Source organism: Streptacidiphilus carbonis, from assembly GCF_000787775.1.
Lineage (GTDB): Bacteria > Actinomycetota > Actinomycetes > Streptomycetales > Streptomycetaceae > Streptacidiphilus > Streptacidiphilus carbonis.
This window is the reverse complement of the sequence record NZ_BBPM01000125.1, coordinates 2,451-5,186: the sequence shown is the minus strand read 5'-3', so window position 1 is coordinate 5,186 and position 2,736 is coordinate 2,451. Positions and strand designations below refer to the sequence as shown.

Here is a 2,736-nt window from a genome sequence, read left to right as displayed (position 1 = left end):
GCCGATGGCTCGGCGGGCTTCGACGAGTCCGGCGTTGATTTTGCTGGAGGTGGTGTCCGTGAGGTCGATTTTCATGGCCGGCGCCAGCTCCTGCCGTCTCGTGCGAGCATCTCGTCCGCCTGGGCCGGGCCCCAGGTGCCCGACTCGTAGGGGGCGGGCTTGCCGTGCTTGTCCCAGTAGGCCTCGATCGGGTCCAGGATCCGCCAGGACTCCTCGACCTCCTGGTGGCGCGGGAACAGGTTCGCGTCCCAGGAGCACGTCCAGGATCAGGCGTTCGTAGGCCTCGGGGCTGGACTCGGTGAACGATTCGCCGTAGGCGAAGTCCATGCTCACGTCGCGGACCTCCATCGAGGTGCCCGGGACCTTGGAGCCGAACCGCATGGTCACGCCCTCGTCCGGCTGTACCCGGATCACCAGGGCGTTCTGTCCCAGCTCCTCGGTGGCGCTGGAGTCGAACGGCAGGTAGGGGGCGCGTTGGAAGACCACCGCGATCTCGGTCACCCGGCGTCCCAGCCGCTTGCCGGTGCGCAGGTAGAACGGCACACCGGCCCAGCGCCGGTTGTTGATCTCCAGTTTCACCGCGGCGTAGGTGTCGGTGACCGAGGCCGGGTCGATGCCCTCCTCCTCCAGGTAGCCGAGCACCTCCTCGCCGCCCTGCCAGCCGTGGGTGTACTGGCCGCGTACGGTGTGCCGGCCCAGGTCCTTGGGGATCCGCACCGCCGAGAGGACTTTGAGCTTCTCGGCGACCAGGGCCTTGGGGTGGAAGGACGCCGGCTCCTCGATCGCGGTCAGCGCCATCAGCTGCAGCAGATGGTTCTGGATCACGTCGCGGGCCGAGCCGATGCCGTCGTAGTAGCCGGCGCGGCCGCCGATGCCGATGTCCTCGGCCATGGTGATCTGCACGTGGTCCACGTAGGAGCGGTTCCAGATCGGCTCGAACATCGAGTTGGCGAACCGCAGCGCCAGGATGTTCTGGACCGTCTCCTTGCCCAGGTAGTGGTCGATCCGGAAGACCTCGTCACGCGGGAACACCGAGTGCACGACCTGGTTCAGCTCCTGCGCACTGGCCAGGTCGTGGCCGAACGGCTTCTCGATCACCGCACGCCGCCAGGAGCCCTTCGGCGGATCCGCCAGCCCGTGCGCCTTCAGCTGCTGCACCACCTGCGGGAAGAACTTCGGCGGCACCGACAGGTAGAACGCGAAATTACCGCCCGTGCCCTGGGCCTTGTCGAGGTCCTCGATGGTCTCGCGGAGCTTCTCGAAGGCGTCGTTGTCGACGAACTCGCCCTGGACGAAGCGCATGCCCTTGGCCAGCTGCTGCCAGACCTCCTCGCGGAACGGGGTGCGCGCGTGCTCCTTGACCGAGTCGTGCACGACCTGGGCGAAGTCCTCATCCTCCCAGTCGCGGCGGGCGAAGCCGATCAGCGAGAAGCCCGGCGGCAGCAGGCCGCGGTTGGCCAGGTCGTAGACGGCCGGCATCAGCTTCTTGCGGGACAGGTCACCGGTGACCCCGAAGATCACCAGACCGGACGGCCCGGCGATCCGCGGCAGCCGGCGGTCGGCCGGATCCCGCAGCGGATTGACCCAGGCGTCGATCACGCCCGTGTCCTCCTCGAGTACTGCTGAGGCGTCCTCACTCACTTCGCCGAGCCCCCTTTCGGGGCGAACTTCGCGAGCGAGACGGCGACGGTGTCCAGCAGTTCCTTCCAGGACGCCTCGAACTTCTCCACGCCCTCGTCCTCCAGGACCTGGACGACGTCGTCGTAGGAGATGCCCAGTCCGGCCAGCCCGTCGATGGCGGCCTGCGCGGCGGCGTAGCTGCCGGTGACCGTGTCGCCGCGGATCACGCCGTGGTCGGCGACCGCGTTCAGGGTGGCCTCGGGCATGGTGTTGACGGTGCCGGGGGCGACCAGCTCTACCACGTAGAGGGTGTCGTCCAGGGACGGGTCCTTGACGCCGGTGGAGGCCCACAGCGGGCGCTGCGGCTTGGCGCCGGCCTCGGCGAGGGCCTTCCAGCGGTCGCTGGAGAACACCTCTTCGTAGGCCTGGTAGGCGAGTTGGGCGTTGGCGACGGCTGCCTTGCTCTTGGCGGCCTTGGCCTCGGGGGTGGCCAGCTTGTCGAGGCGCTTGTCGATCTCGGTGTCCACGCGGGAGACGAAGAAGGAGGCGACCGACTCGATCTGGGACAGGTCGTGGCCGTTGGCCTTGGCCTGCTCAAGCCCGGTCAGGAAGGCGTCCATGACGCCGCGGTAGCGCTCCAGCGAGAAGATCAGGGTGACGTTGACGCTGATGCCCTCGGCGATGACCGCGGTGATGGCGGGCAGGCCGGCCAGGGTGGCGGGGATCTTGATCAGGGTGTTGGGGCGGTCCACCAGCCAGGCCAGCTGCTTGGCCTCGGCGATGGTCGCCTCGGTGTCGTGCGCCAGCCGCGGGTCCACCTCGATGGACACCCGGCCGTCACGGCCGTTGCTGGCGTCGTAGACCGGACGCAGCACGTCCGCGGCCTCGCGGACGTCCGCGGCGGTCATCATCCGGACGGCCTCGTCGACCGTTACGCCGCGAACGGCGAGGTCGCGGAGCTGGGCGTCGTAGGCGTCGGAGCTGCCGCCGATGGCCTTCTGGAAGATGGTCGGGTTGGTGGTGACCCCGACCACGTGCTTGTCGCGGACCAGCTCGGCCAGGTTGCCGGTGGTCAGGCGGGTGCGGCTGAGGTCGTCCAGCCAGATCGCCACGCCC

The 2,736-nt window shown here is 68.8% G+C and carries 1 protein-coding gene and 1 pseudogene; both read right to left on the bottom strand.

Translation table 11 applies throughout. The features are described 5' to 3' along the window. Positions 1–71: 71 nt before the first annotated feature. A pseudogene (gene zwf, locus TR46_RS37420) lies at positions 72–1,599 on the bottom strand (glucose-6-phosphate dehydrogenase). A gap of 38 nt (positions 1,600–1,637) precedes the next feature. Next, positions 1,638–2,736, bottom strand: a 1,099-nt coding sequence (gene tal, locus TR46_RS37415) for a transaldolase (protein WP_042411723.1), incomplete at its 5' end; no start/stop codon positions are given.